Annotated in this window: 15 protein-coding genes and 1 pseudogene; 8 read left to right on the top strand and 8 right to left on the bottom strand. The window is 63.1% G+C overall.

The features are described from left to right. Positions 1–11 precede the first annotated feature (11 nt). Both P0D70_RS07535 and P0D70_RS07530 read right to left on the bottom strand, forming a co-directional pair. Positions 12–2,375, bottom strand: coding sequence for an FdhF/YdeP family oxidoreductase (locus P0D70_RS07535; protein WP_408183953.1), 2,364 nt, complete (start codon positions 2,373–2,375; stop codon positions 12–14). Between the two features lie 79 nt (positions 2,376–2,454). Beyond that, on the bottom strand, positions 2,455–2,688 hold the full coding sequence (locus tag P0D70_RS07530; RefSeq protein WP_091808248.1) for a hypothetical protein: 234 nt from the start codon (positions 2,686–2,688) through the stop codon (positions 2,455–2,457). Positions 2,689–2,894: 206 nt separating this feature from the next. Between P0D70_RS07530 and P0D70_RS07525 the strand changes: the two genes are divergently transcribed. Continuing rightward, positions 2,895–3,140 carry a DUF6723 family protein gene (locus tag P0D70_RS07525; RefSeq protein ID WP_091808250.1) on the top strand — a complete coding sequence of 82 codons (246 nt, stop codon included), beginning with the start codon at positions 2,895–2,897 and terminating at the stop codon, positions 3,138–3,140. Positions 3,141–3,180: 40 nt separating this feature from the next. Here P0D70_RS07525 and P0D70_RS07520 read toward each other — a convergent pair whose 3' ends face one another. After that, the gene (locus P0D70_RS07520) at positions 3,181–3,417 is read right to left on the bottom strand and encodes a hypothetical protein (protein WP_408183952.1); all 237 of its coding nucleotides are present in this window, start codon (positions 3,415–3,417) and stop codon (positions 3,181–3,183) included. 156 nt (positions 3,418–3,573) lie between these two features. Between P0D70_RS07520 and P0D70_RS07515 the strand changes: the two genes are divergently transcribed. From P0D70_RS07515 to tkt, 3 genes are all read left to right on the top strand, one after another. Beyond that, positions 3,574–3,834 (top strand): hypothetical protein, encoded by a 261-nt coding sequence (locus P0D70_RS07515; RefSeq protein WP_408183951.1) that lies wholly within the window; start codon positions 3,574–3,576, stop codon positions 3,832–3,834. A 239-nt stretch (positions 3,835–4,073) separates the two neighbouring features. Then, positions 4,074–4,619: a cupin domain-containing protein gene (locus P0D70_RS07510; RefSeq protein WP_408183950.1), complete on the top strand. Its 546-nt coding sequence runs from the start codon at positions 4,074–4,076 to the stop codon at positions 4,617–4,619. 269 nt (positions 4,620–4,888) lie between these two features. Beyond that, a complete protein-coding gene (gene tkt / locus P0D70_RS07505; protein ID WP_408183949.1) occupies positions 4,889–6,973 on the top strand; it encodes a transketolase in 2,085 nt (694 codons plus the stop codon). A 174-nt stretch (positions 6,974–7,147) separates the two neighbouring features. Here the strand turns inward: tkt and P0D70_RS07500 are convergent, their stop codons facing one another. The 5 genes from P0D70_RS07500 to P0D70_RS07480 all read right to left on the bottom strand — a co-directional run bounded on the left by P0D70_RS07500 (position 7,148) and on the right by P0D70_RS07480 (position 14,111). Beyond that, entirely contained in the window at positions 7,148–8,233 is a 1,086-nt protein-coding gene (locus P0D70_RS07500; RefSeq protein ID WP_091808258.1) for a hypothetical protein, read from the bottom strand. A 234-nt stretch (positions 8,234–8,467) separates the two neighbouring features. Beyond that, positions 8,468–9,574: a cell division protein ZapE gene (gene zapE / locus P0D70_RS07495; protein ID WP_408183948.1), complete on the bottom strand. Its 1,107-nt coding sequence runs from the start codon at positions 9,572–9,574 to the stop codon at positions 8,468–8,470. Between the two features lie 127 nt (positions 9,575–9,701). Next, positions 9,702–12,032: a PAS domain S-box protein gene (locus P0D70_RS07490; protein ID WP_408183947.1), complete on the bottom strand. Its 2,331-nt coding sequence runs from the start codon at positions 12,030–12,032 to the stop codon at positions 9,702–9,704. A gap of 4 nt (positions 12,033–12,036) precedes the next feature. After that, the gene (locus tag P0D70_RS07485) at positions 12,037–12,840 is read right to left on the bottom strand and encodes an alpha/beta fold hydrolase (protein ID WP_091808265.1); all 804 of its coding nucleotides are present in this window, start codon (positions 12,838–12,840) and stop codon (positions 12,037–12,039) included. A 368-nt stretch (positions 12,841–13,208) separates the two neighbouring features. Next, positions 13,209–14,111, bottom strand: a complete 903-nt coding sequence (locus tag P0D70_RS07480) for a YihY/virulence factor BrkB family protein (RefSeq protein WP_408183946.1) — start codon at positions 14,109–14,111, stop codon at positions 13,209–13,211. Between the two features lie 195 nt (positions 14,112–14,306). On the opposite strand from P0D70_RS07480, the gene P0D70_RS07475 reads away from it, so the two are divergent. The 4 genes and pseudogenes from P0D70_RS07475 to P0D70_RS07460 all read left to right on the top strand — a co-directional run bounded on the left by P0D70_RS07475 (position 14,307) and on the right by P0D70_RS07460 (position 19,015). Then, the gene (locus P0D70_RS07475; RefSeq protein WP_408183945.1) at positions 14,307–15,467 is read left to right on the top strand and encodes a ligase-associated DNA damage response exonuclease; all 1,161 of its coding nucleotides are present in this window, start codon (positions 14,307–14,309) and stop codon (positions 15,465–15,467) included. Beyond that, positions 15,464–17,138 (top strand): annotated as a pseudogene (locus P0D70_RS07470) (ATP-dependent DNA ligase). Before P0D70_RS07475 ends, P0D70_RS07470 begins: the two are co-directional and overlap by 4 nt. Before the next feature lie 339 nt (positions 17,139–17,477). Beyond that, positions 17,478–17,936 carry a response regulator gene (locus P0D70_RS07465; protein WP_091808275.1) on the top strand — a complete coding sequence of 153 codons (459 nt, stop codon included), beginning with the start codon at positions 17,478–17,480 and terminating at the stop codon, positions 17,934–17,936. A gap of 212 nt (positions 17,937–18,148) precedes the next feature. Then, a complete protein-coding gene (locus tag P0D70_RS07460) occupies positions 18,149–19,015 on the top strand; it encodes an SDR family oxidoreductase (protein WP_408183944.1) in 867 nt (288 codons plus the stop codon). Positions 19,016–19,183: the final 168 nt, after the last annotated feature.

The following is a 19,183-nucleotide window of genomic DNA, read 5'->3' as shown; positions in this document are numbered from 1 at the left end:
CTTGCGCCGCGTCAGGCGGCGGCTTCGGTCACGAGGGTGGCTTTGCGCAGCCGCACCGGGATCGACTTGGAAGCCGGCACCTGACTCGTTTTCGCATGATGCGAGAGCGGAATCAAGCGGTTGCATTCCGGGTAATAGCCCATGATGCAGCCACGCGGAATGTCGAACGCATGGACGTACATGCCGTCGATCTCGCGCGAGATGCCGTCGTTCGAGTCGGTGGAGATACATACCGATTCGCCTTCCGCAAAGCCGAGCCGTGTCATGTCGTCCTGATGCATGAGCAACACCTCACGGCTGCCTTGCACGCCGCGGAAGCGGTCGTCGAGACCGTACACGGTCGTGTTGAACTGGCTGTCGCCGCGAGTCGTCATCAGGCGCAGCACGTCGGGGCCGCGCGACGGCATATCCGCGTCTTCGTCGAGTGTATCGGGCACGATGAAATTGGCCTTGCCGCTTTCCGTGTTCCATTTGCGCTCGCACGCCGCAAGCGGCCGATGAAACCCGCCTGGCTGCCTGAAGCGCTGATTGAAGCCCTTGAACTGATCCGGATAGGTGCGCTCGATCGCCTCGCGCACCAGTGCATAGTCATCTACCCACGCATCCCAGTCGAGATTCGGATTGCGCGGCAACAGCGCCTTGGCGATGCCCGCGACAATCGCCGGCTCGGACAGCAACATGTCGCCGGCCGGCTCGGCCATTCCATGCGAACCGTGTACGCAGGCCGTGCTGTCTTCCACGCTGACCCATTGCTCGCCGCTCGCCTGGCGGTCGATCTCGATGCGCCCGAGACACGGCAGCAGATAGGCGACCTCGCCATGCAACAGATGGCTGCGATTCAGTTTGGTGGCGATCTGCACCGTGAGCCGCAGCCGTTGCCAGGCGGGGTCCATGACATGATGATCGGGAATCGCCACCTGGAAATTGCCCCCTAAGCCGAGAAAGGCTTTGACCTTGCCGTCGAGCACGCCGCGACAGGCTTCGACGGTGCTCATGCCTTTGTCGCGCGGCGGCTCGAAGCCATACAGGTCCTTCAGTGTGTCGAGCGGCGCGAGTTCAGGCTTCTCCGTGATGCCGACCGTGCGCTGTCCCTGCACGTTCGAGTGGCCGCGAATCGGACAGATGCCGGCGCCGGGCCGGCCGATATTGCCGCGTAAAAGCAGCAGGTTCGACAACATCTGCACGTTATGCACGCCGTTGCGGTGTTGAGTGATGCCCATGCCGTATAAGACCATCGACGCATTCGCCTGCGCGTAAACACGCGCCACGCTTTCGAGCGCGGCGCGGCTGAGTTGCGAGCGCTGCTCGATCTCTTCCCATGAGGTCGCGCGCATGGCGTCGGCGAAGGCTTCGAAACCGAGTGTGTGTTCGGCAATGAACGCCGCGTCGAGAACGCGTGGCGCCGCGTTGCGTTGCGCGTCGTCGTCCCATTCGATTAGCAGCTTGCAGAGTCCGGCAATTGCCGCCGCGTCGCCGCCGATCTTGATCTGATGGTATTGCGTACTGATTTGCGTGTCGGCCGGGGTCAGCATGTCGAGCGGCGACTGCGGGTTCGCAAAATTAACCAGCCCGCGCTCCTTCAGTGGATTGAAGGTGATGATCTCCACGCCGCGTTTGCGCGCGTCCTGCAGTTGATGCAACATGCGCGGCGCGTTGGTGCCCGTGTTATGGCCAAAAAACAGCATGCAGTCGGTGTGGGTGAAGTCTTCGAGTTGCACCGTCCCGACCGGCACGCCGATCGTCTTCGGCAAGCCGACCGAGGTGCTTTCGTGACACATGTTCGAGCTGTCGGGCAAATTGTTGGTGCCGTAGAGCCGGGCAAGCAACGCATACATGTAGGACGCTTCCAGCGATGCGCGGCCGGATGCATAAAATACGGCCTCGTTCGGGTGAATGGCTTGCAGTTCCCTCGCGATCTCGGCGAACGCGTGTTCCCAGGTGGTCTGCACATAGCGGTCGCTTGTGGCATCCCAACGCATCGGTGCGGTCAGCCGCCCGCGTGATTCGAGTTCGAGACCGCTCCATGCGCGCAGTTCGTTCAGCGTATGCGTGGCGAAAAAGTCGGCTTCGACGCGTTTGCTGGTGATCTCCCACGCGGTCGCCTTCGCGCCGTTTTCGCAGAACTCGAACAGGTGCGGGTCCGCCGGTTTGGCCCATGAGCAGCTTACGCACGCGAAGCCGTCCGCCTTGTTCTGTTGCGCCAGGATGCGACTCCCGTTCAACGTGACGTGTTCCTGCACGAGAATCGACGCGACCGCTTTCACCGAGCCCCAGCCGCCTGCCGCGTTGCGGTATTCCTTGATCGGCGCGCTGTCGGGCGTGCAATCCGCTTCCGCGTTGTCGGGTGCTGTTCCGGCGATCTCATCCGTACTCATGCTGGGCCTCCTCGGCGTAGGCGGCCGCTCCTCGAAGACCGGCTCGCAGGAGGAGTTCCGCAATTACCGGACCAGTGAATTAATTTGCGCTGACAACGATCTTCTGAGGCTGGAAGAAGGTGGTGGCGACCGGCGGCGGTTTGACTGGCGGATCGCCTTCGGGCGCACGTGTCGGATCGTTCGGCGGCACATCGTCGGGCGGCGGCGACGGGTCGGGATCGCTGGTGGGGAGCGGGACATCGGGATCGACCGCGGGTGGCGTCGGCGTATGCAGATGCAAGGTCGGTCTGCGTCGTGTGCTGAACAGAATCATTGTTATCTCCGTGATGGGTGCCTGATGTTCGCAAACCGCCGTTTGCAATCGGCATGCCACTCGGTCCACTTCCCAAGAATTCCGGCGCTGACCGAGTGGAACGGCTATTGCTCGGTCAAGACATGCGCGCGGCGCCGAGCGGCGGCACGCGCCGACATCTCACATCGAACACGACGCACTGAAGTGCAGGGATAAGGGAAAGACAAATGGCGCGACATAAGGCCGACGTGGCTGACGACGACTTCGAGATTTACGCCAGCTATCACGGAACAGGCGATGGCCGTTACGTAGGTGGACTGAAGGTCGTCAGAAAGGCGGACAGAAAAATCCTGTTTCCATTCGACGGCGCGCCGGAGATCGGGCCATACGCGACCGCCGACGAGGCGCGGCGCGCAGCGATCGACTATGGCCGGGAGATTGTCGCCGCGGATCGCGCGGCTCCTGAAAAGTGATGGGGGCGGCGTGAGCGCGCCGTCTGCAGGCCGCAACGGCTCAGGGCATGCCGCCGAGTGACGGAGAAATCGTGCTGCCCCGACCGGAGTCGTCGGGATGTTCGTCGGGCACCGTCGGTCGGGCGGATAACGGCGGATGGGTGCGGTAGCAACTATCGATCGAAGTATCGGCGAGGCAGCGCTGGAATGCGTCCGCGTCGTTCTTTTGGGCGAATGTGTAAAGAGTTCGCTCGACTTGCACTTCCGTTTCGGACAGGCGAATGGTCGTCATCGTCATGAGGATCTCCTTTTTACAAATGGTGGTCCGGACGTCCACTTGAAATCCCGCAACCGGCGTGCCCACCGTGATTCGAGTGCGCTTTCCGCACAGTCGGCGGAGAGGGACCGGATGTTGCTGCAATGACGATATACCCGACAACATGAGGAGGGCGTCATGCAGGACAGCAAACCCCAGGATAGCTCCGCCGAACACAGTGCCGAGGCGGTGAAACAGCGTAACAAGCCGAGCGGCACGCACTATGTCGAACCCAGCCCGCTGGGCATCGAGCCCGTCGAGCAGACCGGCGTGGACAAGCAGACTAATCCGCCGCGCTCCAGCGAGAGCCCCGCGCAAACCGCCGAGGTGCCCTTGGGCACAGGCTCCCATGCCGAGCCGCCGGGAGGGGGCGGACGCGAGTCGCAGCGCAAGAACTGACGCGCCACGTGCTGCTTCGACACGCGGTGGTGTCGTACATGCAAATCCCACCAGGGGAGGATTCACTTCATATGTTTGAAAAATTCGTTCACCGACACGGTCACGCGCGCAAAGCGGCTCAAAGAATCGCGCGCGCGCAGGCGGGCGCGCTTTATGCGGCGCTGAAAAGATCGCCGGGGCCGACGCGCGCGCCGGATTCCGCGCAACATCGTGAGCATCGGGGCGCAAAGGAGCATGCCATGCACAACGATTCGCTGCATGGATTCGATGCGGCTCAAACGGAGTACGAAGCCTTCATGCTGAAGCCGCATGATTGGGTGCCGAATAACCGCAAGCTGCCGGTCGTGATCTACCGGCGTGCGCTCATGCCGGACAGCGGCGACCTCGGTGCCGCATTCGAAATCCTGTTCGAACGCAACGCATGGCCGACGCAATGGCGCGATGGCATCTTCGACTACCATCATTTCCACTCTACCGCGCACGAAATTCTGGGCGTGACGGATGGGTCCGCGCAAGTGATCGTAGGCGGACCGGGCGGCACGGTGGTGACGCTGTCCGCCGGCGACGCGATCCTGCTGCCGGCCGGCACCGGACATTGCCTGCAATCGTTCGCGCGGCACTTCCGGGTGGTGGCCGGTTATCCCGAGGGGCAGCAATGGGATATCCGCCGCGAGGCGCTCACGCCGGACGAACTGGCGGCCATGGAGGCGCTGCCTTTTCCGTCGCTGGATCCGATTGACGGCGAACACGGCCCGCTGGTGGAGCATTGGCTGCATGCAGCCTGAGGCGGTCGCTTCTTTTTGACTTGTAGCCGCGACGTTCCGAACGATTCTGTAGCGCAAGCCCTCTGAAAGAAAATCCGCTGCTTCCTTCCAACAGCAACCCTGTACATGCGGCATGTCACGCTCCGTGCAGGTTTGCGCGCATTGGCGCATCATCGTCGAGTCTCGCAGCGGTTCCTCATGCGTTCTGCCACATCAACACGGTTCGCCGGGTTCGCCGACGCAGGCAGTGCGTCCCGGTCGTCTCTTTCACGCCGAACAAGGAGTGTCCCATGCAAAACGATCCCGCCCTCGATCAGCTGTGTATCAACACGATTCGCACGCTGTCGATGGACGCTGTGCAAAAGGCCAATTCCGGTCACCCCGGCACGCCGATGGCATTGGCACCCGTTGCCTATCACCTGTGGCAAAACCATCTGCGTTACGACCCGGACGAGCCGCTGTGGCCGAATCGCGATCGCTTCGTGCTCTCGGTCGGGCATGCATCGATGCTGTTGTATTCACTGTTGCACCTGGCGAACGTCAAGGCCGTGGATGACGGCGGCAAGCCCACTAACGGACCCGCTGTGTCGCTCGACGATATCGAGCATTTCCGTCAATTGGGCAGCAAGACACCGGGCCACCCCGAATACCGGATGACGACCGGCGTCGAGACCACCACCGGCCCGCTCGGGCAAGGGCTCGGCAACAGTGTCGGCATGGCGATGGCGGCACGCTGGTACGAGAGCCACTTCAACCAACCGGATGCGCCGCTGTTCGACTATCGGGTCTACGCGCTGTGTGGCGACGGCGACATGATGGAAGGCATCTCGCACGAGGCGGCTTCGCTCGCGGGACATCTCAAGCTGTCCAATCTGATCTGGATCTATGACAGCAACCGCGTCACGATCGAGGGCCATACGGACCTCGCCTATAGCGACGACGTGGAGAGCCGCTTTCGCGGCTACAACTGGCACACGCTGCATGTGAACGACGCGAACGACGCCGCCGCGCTCGAAGCAGCGTTCGTCGAAGCGAAAAGCATCACCGACAGGCCGACCCTGATCGTGGTGCACAGCATTATCGGCTGGGGCGCGCCGCATAAGCAGGACACTTCGGCGGCGCACGGCGAACCGCTCGGCGTCGAGGAAGTGGCGCTCGCCAAAAAGGCGTACGGCTGGCCCGAGGATAAATTTTTCTACGTGCCGGACGGTGTGCACGAACGCTTCGCTGCGGGCTTCGGCGCGCGTGGCAAGGCGGCGCGCGAGGACTGGCAGGCGAAGTACGACGCTTACAACAAGAAGCACCCGGAACTGGCGCGTGAATTCGCCCAGATCGAAGCGCACGAATTGCCGGCAGGTTGGGACAGCGACATTCCCACCTTCGATGCGGACCCGAAGGGTGTCGCTTCACGCGATTCGTCGGGCAAGGTGCTCAACGCGATTGCCGCGCGCGTTCCATGGATGATCGGCGGCGCGGCCGACCTCGCGCCTTCCACCAAAACCAATCTGAAGTTCGAGGGCGCGGGCAGCTTCGAACACGACAATTACGGCGGCTGCAACCTGCATTTCGGCATTCGCGAACACGCGATGGGCGCGGCGGTGAACGGCCTCGCGCTGTCGAATCTGCGGCCGTTCGGCTCGACCTTCCTGATTTTCAGCGACTATATGAAGCCGCCAATCCGCCTCTCGGCGATCATGGAAGTGCCGGCTATCTACGTGTTCACGCACGATTCGATCGGCGTGGGCGAAGATGGTCCGACGCATCAGCCGATCGAGCAGCTAGCGTCGCTGCGCGGCGTGCCGGGGCTGACCGTGCTGCGTCCGGGCGACGCCAACGAAGTGGCCGAGGCGTGGCGTGCAGCACTTGCGGATCCGCGGCGGCCTTCGTGCATCGTCGTGTCGCGTCAGCCGCTGCCCACGCTGGACCGCAGCCGCTATGCGGCTGCGAGCGGCACGCAGAGGGGCGCCTACGTGCTGGCCGATGCCGCCGGCGGACAGAAGCCGCACGTGATCCTGATGGCGACCGGCAGCGAACTCTCGGTTTGCGTCGACGTGTACGAGAAGCTCAAGAGCGAGGGCATCGCGGCGCGTGTCGTGTCGATGCCGTCGTGGGATATCTTCGAGCGGCAGGACGAGGCGTATCAGGATTCGGTGTTGCCACCGGACGTGGACGCGCGCGTGGCGGTCGAACAGGCGGCCTCGCTGGGCTGGGATCGCTATGTGGGGCGCCTCGGCGCGCAGGTGGTGATGCATACGTTCGGCGCTTCCGCGCCGCTTGCCGAGCTGAAGAAGAAGTTCGGCTTCACGCCGGAGCATGTGTATGAAGCGGCGAAGCAGCAGATCGAGCGGGTGAAGTCCAAGCGCAGCCAGGAGTAGCGCGCGTGCGGCGTGCGCGATAAACACCGGCGGAGTGAGTCAGCTCACACCCGCCGGTTTTTCATTTGCAGCCTGGCTTCGCGCGCTGACATCGCCGCGGCATCAAGTGCGACACCAATCGCGACATGAATCGCGACATGAATCGCGACACCAACCCGCACACCAGGCGCGAAATCAATTCGCCGGAATCGTCACCACTGGCGCTTTGCTGCTCGTATCGGCTTCCGCCAGCGCCATCAGATTCTGCACCACCGTGAAGGCGTATTTCGAATCGAAGTCGTTGCGATCGACCCAATACGTGGACGGGCCATACGCGATCATCACATACGCGTTGTCAGGCGGAGTCTTACCCGAATGCACGATGATGGTCGGCCGCGTCTCGCCGCCGATCAGCCCCACGGTCGGTTTGGTCGAGCCGTCGCTGATGCGTTCGACGGGCACCTGCACCTGGGCGCCGAGATCGGTCAGGATGCCGAGCACGGAGCGCGTCACCATCGGAATCTTGTCGCCCTTCTGCGAGGCCGACGAGGGGCCGTAGACGATTTCATACGTGCGCGTGTTCGACGACAGATGCAGCAGCTTGCGCACGCGCGCCAGATCGGCCGCCGTGGCCGGCGACTCGCCGCTGGTGGTCGCGCCCATGACCAGATATACGCCCATCGCGCCGTTCTTGCCGTCCGCCTGGCGTGACTCGACGTTCAACTCGCCCGCCAGTTGCAGGCGCCGCAGCGCTTGCAGCAATTCGAAGAAACCCGGCGCGCCCGCGCTGTTCTCGCCGCCGAGCGCATTGCCGTTCTGCAAGCCGCCCACCGACTGCGCGGTGATGCGCAACAGCAGATCGATCGGAATGCCGCCTTCGGCGAGCGGCAATACCAGCGACGGCGCGAGCGGCCGGATATACGCGGAGGCAAATGCTTCGCCGGTGGTCGGCGTGAACGTGAAGGTCGGATGATTCGAGTAAGACACGCTGCCCGTAGCAAGCGCGTAGTTCGGCTGGCTGCCCGAGCCGACGTTGGCGGTGGCGCCGCCGGTCGCGTCGAACGTATAGGCCGCGATGATGCTGCTGACAGTCAGGAACGCGGGCGCGTCGCCGTATCGCAGTCCGACCACGGCGGCGAGAATCTCGCGTTTCTTTGCGTCGCCGAGGGCGCGCGCATAGTCGACCTGGTCGGCTTTCAGGCGCGACGGTCCAATGTGTACGCAGGCTGAAGTGAGGCAGGCCGCGCATAATGCCGCGGCGACAGAAGCGGTTCTGATCATAACGGCGAGGAGGGCGGATCACTATCCGCTGAAGAATGGGCCCGCAACGGCGCTAGCAGGACCTATTCCCGTATGGTGGCGCAAGGGCGCCCAGTCGCCGTTTCGTCCTATGAATCAGCGGTGTATTCGCCCGGATAGAGCGAGGGCGGCAATGCGCAGGAATTGCTATTGCGTTGCAATATTTGCAGAAACCCGTGCTTGGTTACGCGCGGTTCAAACCACCTGACGGGCGCATTACACGGAATCGTCTACTGCGTCTTCGGGCATGTCCGCCGACACCTCGCCGGCGTTCTCGAGCGTGCTGCGATAAGCGCGCGATTGCATTTCGGCAAGACGGCTCAACGTGCGTGACAGATCATGTGCCCCTTCCAGGCCGCTGAGCGCCGCCACCATCGGCTCATCGGATGCGATGAACAGGGCGCGCTTGCGGTCGTAGAAGATATCGACCAGCCAGACCAGCCGTTGCAGCGTGTGGGTGTGAGTCAGCGATTCGGTGCGCAGATTGTCGAGAATCAGACCGTGCCATTGCTCGGCAAGCTCCAGGTAGTCGAGATGCGAACGGCTCGCCACGCACAGATTCTCGAAGTCTGCCCATAGCAAAGCCGCGCCCGCTGCGCGCGCGGCGAGCGGCCTGCCAGCCGCGCTCAACGTGACCGGACTCGGCGCCGCGCTGCCTTCGTAGTGCACGAAAATCCGGCGCAGCGCTTCGTGGGTGGCGGAATCGAGCGGCGCAAAGAAACGCGGAACGTCCGCTTCTTCTCCGCCGAAACGATAGTCGCGCGCGCCGTCGAAATGAATCACGGTGAAGCAGCGTTTGATCTGCTCGATGGTCGGCAGAAAACGCTCGTGAAACTCCGGGTCGGCGAGCAGGGCGTCCGGCGCGTAGTTCGAGGTGAGTACGATGCGGGTGCCGAGGCCGATTGCGGTGTCGAGAAAGCGGCCCATCAGAAACGCGTCGGCGATATCGTGCACGTGGAATTCGTCGAAACACAGCAGCTCGCTACCATCGAGCCATTGTCGCGAGACCGAGCCGAGCCGGTCGTCGCCGCGTGGCTCGTTCACAAGCCGCCGGTTCATCTCACGCAGAAATTCGTGGAAATGCAGACGCCGCTTTCGGCCGTTCGCCAGTTCAAACACGGTATCGACCACCAGACTCTTGCCGCGCCCCGGCAATCCGTAGCAGTACACGCCTTGATGGTTCGGTGCGGCGCCAGATGATCTCGCGGCCCGGCCGTTAGCGCCGAGCAGGGAGGCGAGCGCTGCGATCGCTTGACGCTGGCTCGCATCGGGCACGATGCCGTGCGCGGCCAACGTGCGCGTGACCTGAGCTTCGTCAAACATGGGCAAGCGTGCCGGTGTGCAGCGAGTGGCTGCAAAAGCGTACAGCGGCGAATGGCGTAGCGAGGTGCGCGAGCATAAAGGGGCGGGTGGCGGAAATCGCGTCAGTTTAACAAGCCGCGCGTACCGCTCATACCCGCTGCCGGCTCAGTACCCGTTGCAATTCCCGTGGATCGACCGGTTTGGTGAAGTGATGGTCGAAGCCCGCCTCCACGGCGGTTTGCTTGTCTTGCTGCTGGCCCCAACCCGTGACGGCGATCAGCAGGATGCCGGCGTCCTCATGATCGCGGCGAATCCGCCGCGCCACTTCATAGCCGTTCAGCCGCGGCAAGCCGATATCCAGAATCACCGCCTGCGGGGCAAAGGCGTCGATCAGTTCGAGACCGGCAATGCCGTCGCCGGCGGTGCGCACTTCGTGGCCTTCGAGTTCGAGCACCATCGCGAGGCTTTCGGCGGCGTCCGCGTTGTCGTCGACGACCAGCACGCGCAGGCCGGCCGCATGCGGCGCCTCGGGCGGCGCGCTGTCGGCCGGCAGCGAGGCGGCTTTCGTCAGCGGCAGCCGGATCACGAACTCGCTGCCGGTGCCGGGGCCGTCGCTGAAGGCCGCGACCGTGCCGCCGTGCAGTTCCGCGAGGCCGCGCACCAGTGCGAGACCAATGCCGAGCCCGCCTTGCGAGCGGTCCAAAGCCGGAGCGAGTTGCGAGAACATTTCGAACACGCTGTCCAGATGCTCGCTTGGGATGCCGATACCGGAATCGCGCACGACGATCACCGCTTCGTCGCCTTCACGCTCCGCCGCGAGCGAGATGCTGCCGCCAGGCGGCGTGTACTTGGCCGCGTTGTTCAGCAGATTCAGGATCATCTGCGAGAGGCGCGTGGGATCGGCGATCAGATAAAGCGGCTCGCGGGGCAGCGTCACGCTCAAATGATGGGATGAGGCCTGCACGGTCGGCCGCGCCGCTTCCATGGCCGATTGCATCGCGCGCGCCAGTTCGAGCCGTTGCTTGCGCAACTCGAGCTTGCCTTGGGTGATGCGCGAGACTTCCAGCAGGTCGTCGACCAGATGCGTCATGTGTTGCAGTTGCCGGTCGAACACGTCGCGCGACCAGTTCAGTTGCGGATCGGCGAACTCCTTCAAACGCAAAATCTCGAGGACGTTGCGCATGGGCGCAAGCGGATTGCGCAGTTCATGCGCGAGCGTGGCGAGGAATTCATCCTTGCGGCGATCGGCTTTGGAGAGTTCGAGATTCAGCCGCGTGAGCTGATGTTCCGCGCGCCGGCGCTCGGTAATGTCGCGATTGATGCTGACCGCGCCGTAGATGTCGCCACGCGCGTTCGCGAGCGGCTTGACCACGGTTTCGCAGACGCCGCGTGAACCGTCGCGCCTCACGAAGGGCAACTCGCCGCGCCACGTGCCTTCGGCGGCCAACGCCGCCAGCGTTTCCCGGCGAATGTTCAAGGCATCTTCCGGCGGCAGGAAGAGCGCGACCGGCTTGCCGAGAATCTCACGCATGCGATAACCGAGCATGCGCTCGCCGCCCACGTTGAAGTCGGTGATATTGCCGCGCAGATCGGTGATCACGATCGCGTCGCTCAGGTGCTCGAAGATCGCGGCCTGGCGCAGCAGCACGGTCTGCGCTTCCTTGCGTTCGGTAATGTCGATGCCGAGGCCGTAGATCATCAGCGGCTCGCCGTGCCGATCGTAGGCGGCGCGCCCGCGCCCTTCCATCCAGCACCAGTCGCCGCTCGCATGCAGGAAGCGGAATTCGGCGACGTAATCGTCGCCGGCTTTCACCGCATGGTCCACCGCCTCGTTCAGCGCGAGCAGATCGCCTGGATGAATCAGTTCGAAAAAGCCGCCGGGCGTATTGGCAAAACGTCCTTCGGCGTAGCCCGCGAGCGCTTCCAGTTCTCGGCTCCACCAGAACCTGCCGGACTTCGGCTCGTGCGACCACGCGCCCATGCGCGCGCCGCGCATGGCGAGACTCAGCACGTCGCGGCTTTCCTGCAACTCTTTTTGCGCGAGCTGATGCGCGGCCACGGAGGCCTCGGCGTTGCGCCGTGCGAGCAGCAACTCCTGCTCGTACTTATGGCGATCGGCGACGATCAGCACGGCCACTTCGAGGTAGGTCAGCTCGCCATGACGGCGGCGCACCGCGTTGAGCAGCATGGGCAGCATGTGGCCGTCGCGATGCATCATGTTCAGCTTGACCTCGGCCACCGAACCCTGCATTTGCAGGAGCGGCGCCCAATGCGTCTGATAGAACACCTTGCCGCCCGTGCTCAACAGATCCTGAATCTGTCGCGCGTCGGCAAGCTCGTGGGCCTCGTAGCCGAGCCAGCCGCAGAAGGTCGCGTTGACGCGCAGGATGCGGCCATTGTGGTCGGTGACGAGCAGGCCGCAGGCGGCGTGCTCGAACAACGCATCGGCGGAGGGCAGCGGGTAGTCCGTGCTTTGCATCGCGTTACAGGCTCATCGGCCCGAGAAAGGCGCGCATGGCAGCCGCGCTCGCCTGAGGCGAACTCAGGTGCGGACAATGGCCGATGTTTTCGATCAGCTGCAGCGAACTGCCGGGCAGCATGCGGTGCATGTACTCGCCGACCTCGCGCGGCGCGATAATGTCGTCGCTACATTGCAGAATCAGCGTGGGCGTGACGGCGCGCGGCAGGATGTCGCGATGGTCGGAGAGAAAGGTCACGCGCGCGAATTGCCGCGCGATCTCGGGATCCGCGCGGCAGAAGCTGTTGGTCAGTTCGACGCCGAGTTCCGGCTGCTCCGGCGCGCCCATGATGGCCGGCGCCACGGTACTCGACCAGCCGAGGTAGTTGCTCTCCAGCGTGCGCAGCAGGTCCTCGATATCTTCGCGAGAGAAGCCGCCCACGTAGTCGCCGTCGTTCACATAGCAGGGCGACGGGCTGACCATGATATGCGCGCGGAAGAGTTGCGGCGCCTGGAGGCTCGCGATGAGGCCGATCATCGCGCTCACGGAGTGGCCGACGAACACCACCGGAGCCTCGGCGACTTCGCGGATGATCTCGATCAGGTCGCTCGCGTATCCGTGCAGTGAGTCGTATTTGTCGATGTCGTACGCGGCGAGGTCGGACGAGCCACTGCCGACGTGGTCGAACAGCACGATCCGGTATTCGTCATGAAACGACGGCGCGAGATAGCGCCACATGCTCTGATCGCACCCGAAGCCGTGCGCCATCACCATGGTCCGTGTGCCGCGGCCGGAAATCTGTATGTTGTTGCGCTGGGTGATGCTCATGGTCTGTTCCCGAAGCCTGCCGGATGAAAGCGGCGATCACGCCAGGCGCGCCTCAGCCGGTATTCAGCAGAATGTTACCCGAGTCTTGCCCGAGTGTTGCCCGAGTGTTGCCGCGAAGCCGTGTATCGGTGTTGTCAGGCGTGGGCGGCATGTGGGACTCGGAGTGAGAGGTCTTGCGTCTGACGCAGCGACCATCGTTTGGTTCCGGCGCGCATGTGATCCGCGAGCGGTCAATCCCGTATGATGCAATCGGCATTGGCATTGGCATTGGCATTGGCATTGGCATTGGCATTGGCATTGGCATTGGCATTGGCACGGCGGAAAGTGGCGGGCAGACGCACGCCGCAGGCTTTCCATTCGCGTGTCCGTCAACCGGTCTCGATCTTCGGCTGCGGCGCCTCAGGTGACTCGGTTCCGAATCGTTCGTATTGCGAAATCACCTGTGCGCCGAATAGCAGTAGTGTTGCGAGCCACTCCAGGCTGAACAGGATCACGATCGCCATGGTCAGCGATCCATACACCACGCTGACTTGCGAGAGCGTGGCGAAATACCAGACCAGCACATGCCGGGTGATCTCCCACAGCGCGGCGGCCACTATGCCGCCGAACAGCGCATGTTTGAGCGAAGGGCGTCCAACCGGCATCACCATATAGATCGAAGTCAGCACGAAAATCTCGCCCGCGAGGCCGAGCAGATACAGCACGACGCGAGAGAGTCCTTGCAATGAAACGTGCAGCCCGAACAAATCGATGCCTTCGGCGCCGATCGCCTCGAGACCGCTCGACACGAAGGTGACGATCAGCAAGCCCACGCCGAGAAACAGGATGTAGCAATACGGCAGCATGGCCGAGAGCAGGAAGTGCCGTCGCCGCACCACCACGCGGTGAACGAAAATCAGCGACATGGCGTTCTCCAGAACGGTGAAGGCGAGCGAGCTGAAGAAGATCATGGTGAGCAGCAGCACCCAGCCGATCACCGCGCGATGCGCGAGAAAATTGGCCAGTTCGCGCACGAGCGCATTCGATTGACCCGGCACCAGCCATTGCAACAGATGCGCGAGCGCCGCCAGTAAAACATGTTGCGGCACGACGCGCGACAGGGCGATCACGATCAGGATCATCAGTGGCACGATCGACAGCAACGCGTAATACGCGACTGCGCCGGCGAGCAGCAAACCCTGGTTTGCACGAAACGCCTTCAAGGTTTGCAGCAGGAAAGTACCGGGATGTTTTGCCACATACAACGCGTGATCGTCGATGATGGTTTGCATGGGACCTCTCAGCGCGCGTTGCGAGCTCTGCGGGCATGCAGACTTTGTCGACGCGCTTGCCTTGTCATTCAAGCAAGTATGCGGCCATACTGAACAACGCTGTCGTTCGGATGCGCCGGCCCGGCAAAGTGCCCCGGGAATGCAGTTTGCTTGGCGGCTGTGGCGACGTTGCATCAACCTGCTTCAGGACCCCACTTGAACCTAGCCTCTGACCACGCGGACAGCGCGGACCTGGTGGTTGCGCGGCCCGAGGGACTGTACTGTCCACCCGGCGATTTTTATATCGACCCGTGGCGCCCTGTCGAACGCGCCGTGATCACGCATGCGCATTCCGATCACGCGCGCTTCGGGCATCGCCACTATCTTGCGTCGCGAGCCGGAGCGAACGTGCTGATGTCGCGTTTGCCCGGCATTTCGCTGCAAACCCTGGCTTATGGCGAGCGTCTCGATCTCAACGGCACAACCGTCTCGCTGCATCCGGCCGGACACGTGCTGGGCTCGGCGCAAGTGCGGATCGAACACCGAGGGCGCGTTTGGGTCGCATCGGGCGACTACAAGCTCGATCCCGACCCGACCTGCGATGCTTTTGAACCGGTGCGGTGCGATACCTTCATTACCGAGTCGACCTTCGGCCTGCCGATCTATCGATGGGACGCGCCGCAAACCGTATTCGATGGCATCGATTCGTGGTGGCGTCACAACGCTGCCGAAGGACGCGCGTCGGTCCTGTTCTGCTATTCGTTCGGCAAGGCGCAGCGCCTGCTGGCGAGCGTCGACGCGGGCATTGGTCCGATCTTCTGTCACGGCGCGGTCGAGCCGCTCAATCGCGCGTATCGGCAGGCCGGGGTCAGCTTGCCGCCGGTGCGTCCAGTCAGTGAGATATCGGTCAAGGACAAGGCCGTGTTCCGGCAAGCGTTGATCGTTGCGCCGCCGTCCGCGCAGGGCAGCGCGTGGCTCAAGCGCTTCGGCGACTACAGCGACGCGTTCGCTTCGGGATGGATGCGGTTGCGAGGAGCGCGCCGCAGGCGTGGTGTCGACCGCGGTTTCGTACTGTCGGACCACGCGGATTGGCCCAGCTTGCAAACGGCCATTCAGGCGACAGGCGCCGCACGCGTAATCGTGACCCACGGGTCGGTCGAGCCGATGGTGCGCTGGTTGCGGGAACAGGGCCTCGAAGCGGGCGCGTTTGAAACGCAATACGGCGACGATACGGTCGAAGCGGACGCCGCGGGTGCGGATGAAACAGCCGCTACGGGCAACATAAAACTTCCACTCGATCAGACGGGCGAGCAGGACGAGTCCGCCGGTAACGCCGCCACGCTCGCTGATCCCGTCAACCCGGCGAGTAGCGCATGAAACGCTTCGCGGCCCTCTATACCGCGCTCGACGCGACCACCTCGACGCACGACAAACTCGAAGCGCTCACCAGTTACTTTGCCGTGGCCGAGCCGGAAGACGCGGCGTGGGCATCGTATTTCCTCGCTGGCGGTAAGCCGCGCCAATCGGTGCCCACGCGCCTTCTGAGCGAGATCGCCCGCGAGCGCGCCGGTCTGCCGGCGTGGTTATTCGAGGAGTCGTATCACGCCGTGGGCGATCTGGCGGAGACCATCGCGCATATTCTGCCGCCCGCGCAGCGCACCTCCGAACTGGGTCTCGCAATGGATCGAGCAGCGCATTCTGACGTTGCGTGGGGCGGCGCCGGAAGAGTTGCGCACGCGTTTGCTCAGCTATTGGGACGAACTCGATTGGGGTGGCCGCTTTCTGCTGACGAAACTGATTGGCGGCGGGTTTCGCGTCGGCGTTGCGCGGCAACTGGTGGTGAGGGCGCTTGCGGAAGTGGCGGGCGTCGATCATAAGCGGATTGCGCAACGCATGGTGGGTTGGACCGACTCGCAACAGAAGCCCGACGCCGCGCGCTATCTGCGTTTGATCGCACCCGAAGCAACGGGTGACGATGCGCAAGCCGGTGAGCCCCAGCATGACAGCGATCTCGGGCTGCCGTATCCGTTCTTCCTGGCCCATCCGTTGCAGGCTGATCCGGCCACGCTTGGCGATCCCTCGCAATGGCAGGTCGAATGGAAATGGGACGGCATTCGCGCGCAGCTCGTCAAACGCGGCGGACGCGTCTGGCTGTGGTCACGCGGCGAAGATCTGATCACGGACCGGTTCCCCGAAGTCGCGGCGCTAGGTGAGGCCTTGCCAGACGGCTTCGTGATCGATGGGGAGATCCTCGCGTGGGAACCGGGCGCAAGCGCGCCATTGCCATTCGCGCGCTTGCAACCCCGTATTGCCCGCAAAACGCTGACGAAAAAAATCCTCGCCGATTCGCCCGCCACGCTTCTTGCTTACGATCTGCTCGAAGCGCACGGCAGGGATTTGCGCATGACGCCGCTTGCCGCGCGGCGAGTCCAGCTGGATGCGCTCTCAACCGCCATGGAAGGCACGCTCGCGCGCGATCTGCTGCGCGTGTCGCCACTCGTACGCGCGCCTGATTGGCATGAACTCGCGGCGTTGCGTGATGAGAGCCGTGCGCGTGGCGTGGAAGGTCTGATGGTGAAGGAGCGCGAGTCGATGTACGGAGTGGGCCGGACCAAGGCGTTCGGCACATGGTGGAAATGGAAAATCGATCCTTATGCAGTAGATGCCGTCCTGGTTTACGCGCAGCGTGGCCATGGCCGCCGTGCCAGTCTCTACACCGATTTCACATTCGCGATATGGGACGAAGCGGACGGTGTACGCACGCTCGTACCGTTCGCCAAGGCGTATTCCGGACTGACTGACGAAGAAATGCGTCAGGTGGATGCAATTGTGCGAAAGACCACGATCGAGAAATTCGGTCCTGTGCGCAGCGTGACGCCCACGCTGGTATTCGAAATCGGCTTCGAGGGCATTCAGGCGAGCCCGCGTCACAAATCCGGCGTGGCCGTGCGGTTTCCGCGCATGCTGCGCTGGCGCACCGACAAACATATCGACGACGCCGATACGCTCGCCATGCTTAAAGGCTTCATCGACGATTCCTCGGGATAAACCCGCTGAGTAGAAATCCCTAAAGCGTGCAAGTAGCCGCCGCCTCGTGCACGCGCCAAGCGCGGCCCGCACAGCCGTTGTGCGTCTGATCGACGCACAGGCGTCATCTACCGCGAAATTCGCGCTGTCTCCTGGTATTAAATCCATGAGCGGTGATTTATGGCGTGAGCTATGGTGGTGAGGTAAAGCGTATGCGGCGGCCCGTTGAGCGCCGTGCAACGCACACCGAAACCTTCGTCCGGCGCACGATGGATTTTGTCCGTACGTCGGGAGCGAATCTTGCGCGCGTGTTCCGAAGTGCCTGCGAGTAGCGCATGGAAGAATGCCAGGGAGAAGAGGGTGACGTTCGACGACCGTATGGATGAAAACGACGACGTGGTCGTGTGGAGGCCGATCCAGTACGCGATGGCCTCGCACCGGCGTGTGCTCGTGGTGGACGATTACCGCGAAGCGGCTGAGGCATTGCAGATGTTGCTCACCGCCGACGGCTTCGAGTGCCGCGCGCTCGAGGACCCGCTTGCGGTCTGCGAGATGGCGCGCGAATGGCAGCCATTCGCGGTGGTGCTCGACATCAAGATGCCGGGGCTCGACGGACTTGAGCTGGCTCGCCGCCTGCGCGCACATGCTTCGACTTCCCATATGCTGCTGGTGGCATGTACGGCGTTTGCCTCGCGTGACGACCGGGCCCGCGCCAAAGCGGCGGGTTTCGACGCACATTGCGCCAAGCCGCTAACGCCCGAGCGTTTGTTGCGCGTATTGGAATCAGCCGCTGCACTGCACGAGGCCGGACGACCGTAAAGGCTGCGCGCGCTTTGAAAAAAATCCCATGCCATCGATCATGCTATTGCCGAAAGATTGAATCAGGAGCAGGGGATGCAGATCAAATTCTCCTTCCGGCATGACGAAGTTGTAGAACCCACGATAGAACACGGGTCCACGGGTTGCTGATTGCGTTGCCATGCGGTGTGCATTCACACATCGCGCAATCTCATCGCAACCGGAGATCCGTCATGAGCGACACGCAACGTCCTGCACCACCTTTCCCCAACCAGCAACAGACCCACACGCCAGGGCTCACCGCGCCGATGCAACCGCAACCCGACCACGGCGAGCGGTCCTATCGAGGCTCGGGACGTCTCGCGGGCAAAGCGGCGATAGTCACCGGCGGCGACAGCGGGATCGGCCGCGCCGTTGCCATCGCATTCGCGCGCGAAGGCGCCGACGTGCTCATTTCGTATCTGAACGAGGACGACGACGCGCGCGAGACTGCGCGTTGGGTCGAGGAGGCGGGCCGCAAAGCCGTCTTGCTGCCAGGTGACATCACGAAGCCCGCGCATTGCAATACGATCGTCGATCGGGCTATCGAGGCTTTTGGCCGGCTGGACATTCTTGTCAATAACGCCGCCTACCAGATGAGCTATCCGTCGCTCGATGCGATCAGCGACGAAGAGTGGGACAAGACCTTCGATACCAACATCGGCGCGATGTTCAGGATCACGCGGGCCGCGGTCAAACATATGAAACCCGGTGCCGCGATCATCAATACTACGTCGATCAACGCGGATCATCCTAATCCGGGGTTGATCGCGTATGCGACGACCAAGGGCGCGATTCAGAACTTCACGGGTGGCCTTGCGCAATTGCTGGCGGAGAAGGGCATCCGTGCCAACAGCGTGGCGCCCGGACCGATCTGGACGCCGCTGATTCCTTCGACCATGCCGCCGGAGAAGGTCGAGAAGTTCGGCGAACAGGTGCCGATGAAGCGGCCCGGTCAGCCCGCCGAACTTGCGGCGGCCTACGTGATGCTCGCCTCCGATGAAGCCAGCTATATCTCCGGCGCAACTATCGCGGTCACCGGCGGATCGCCGATCATTTAGGTCGATTGAATTGATCCGGCAGCACTGCGTTTCCTTTGTTCGACGATAGCTTCGTTCGCCAGCACGACGCAGACGCGGCGCGAGCGCGGACCGACGTGCCGCGGTGGCACGTCGCTTGCGCAACCCCGCTGTATCGCTTAGCGACCTATCGTCAGGAGAAGGAGAAAC

Source organism: Paraburkholderia sp. RL17-381-BIF-C (assembly GCF_046026435.1).
Taxonomy (GTDB): domain Bacteria; phylum Pseudomonadota; class Gammaproteobacteria; order Burkholderiales; family Burkholderiaceae; genus Paraburkholderia.
The sequence above is the reverse complement of the archived record's forward strand: the minus strand, read 5'-3'. Positions and strand labels throughout refer to the sequence as shown.

Excerpts from the sequence above, each read along its gene's own strand:
- tkt (WP_408183949.1), top strand. The coding sequence starts at position 4,889 with ATGCAAAACGATCCCGCCCTCGATCAGCTGTGTATCAACACGATTCGC.
- P0D70_RS07520 (WP_408183952.1), bottom strand. The coding sequence starts at position 3,417 with ATGACGATGACGACCATTCGCCTGTCCGAAACGGAAGTGCAAGTCGAG.
- P0D70_RS07510 (WP_408183950.1), top strand. The coding sequence starts at position 4,074 with ATGCACAACGATTCGCTGCATGGATTCGATGCGGCTCAAACGGAGTAC.
- P0D70_RS07490 (WP_408183947.1), bottom strand. The coding sequence starts at position 12,032 with ATGCAAAGCACGGACTACCCGCTGCCCTCCGCCGATGCGTTGTTCGAG.
- P0D70_RS07480 (WP_408183946.1), bottom strand. The coding sequence starts at position 14,111 with ATGCAAACCATCATCGACGATCACGCGTTGTATGTGGCAAAACATCCC.
- P0D70_RS07500 (WP_091808258.1), bottom strand. The coding sequence starts at position 8,233 with ATGATCAGAACCGCTTCTGTCGCCGCGGCATTATGCGCGGCCTGCCTC.
- P0D70_RS07515 (WP_408183951.1), top strand. The coding sequence starts at position 3,574 with ATGCAGGACAGCAAACCCCAGGATAGCTCCGCCGAACACAGTGCCGAG.
- P0D70_RS07460 (WP_408183944.1), top strand. The coding sequence starts at position 18,149 with ATGAGCGACACGCAACGTCCTGCACCACCTTTCCCCAACCAGCAACAG.
- P0D70_RS07530 (WP_091808248.1), bottom strand. The coding sequence starts at position 2,688 with ATGATTCTGTTCAGCACACGACGCAGACCGACCTTGCATCTGCATACG.
- P0D70_RS07485 (WP_091808265.1), bottom strand. The coding sequence starts at position 12,840 with ATGAGCATCACCCAGCGCAACAACATACAGATTTCCGGCCGCGGCACA.
- P0D70_RS07525 (WP_091808250.1), top strand. The coding sequence starts at position 2,895 with ATGGCGCGACATAAGGCCGACGTGGCTGACGACGACTTCGAGATTTAC.
- P0D70_RS07535 (WP_408183953.1), bottom strand. The coding sequence starts at position 2,375 with ATGAGTACGGATGAGATCGCCGGAACAGCACCCGACAACGCGGAAGCG.
- zapE (WP_408183948.1), bottom strand. The coding sequence starts at position 9,574 with ATGTTTGACGAAGCTCAGGTCACGCGCACGTTGGCCGCGCACGGCATC.